Source organism: Streptococcus suis (genome assembly GCF_002960445.1).
GTDB classification, from domain to species: Bacteria; Bacillota; Bacilli; order Lactobacillales; family Streptococcaceae; genus Streptococcus; species Streptococcus hyiners.
On record NZ_POJD01000118.1, the window covers coordinates 1 to 529 of the forward strand.

Consider the following 529-nt stretch of genomic DNA (forward strand, 5'->3'; position numbering starts at 1 on the left):
GAGTCGTCCAAGTTTCACAAGGGGTACGAATAACTGACGGAGAGGTCAGCCATTACCAGTTGCCGTGGTCGGTGCTCCCATGTTTACAAGCTATCGAATATGACTGTTCTTTTTTAGGGAGTAGAATTTTATTGGACTATTTGCAATCCAATCTCATCATATCAGGTGCCTTTGGGTTATTTTACAAGGAGTATGTCATAGCAGTTGGGGGTTATGATAGGCAGACACTGGGAGAAGATATGGAGCTAGTCATGAAATTGCATTATTTCTGTAGAAATAACAATATTCCTTATCGAATCTGCTATGAAACCAGCGCCATTTGTTGGAGTCAAGCACCGAGCTCTATCGGTGATTTATGCAAACAACGCCGTCGCTGGTTCTTGGGACTCTATCAATGTCTAAAAAAATACCGAAAAATGTTATCGCGAGTTCGTTTTGGGGCGGTGGGATATTTTTCCTATGCTTACTATATGCTATTTGAATTTTTGGCTCCGTTTATAGAGACTTTCGGTTGTTTCGTGATTCTACT

1 protein-coding gene is annotated in these 529 nt (G+C 41.2%); it reads left to right on the top strand.

Annotated features, from left to right (window positions below):
* The coding region (locus tag C1G53_RS03370; protein ID WP_153046651.1) for a glycosyltransferase family 2 protein at positions 1 to 529 on the top strand (529 nt) is incomplete at both ends.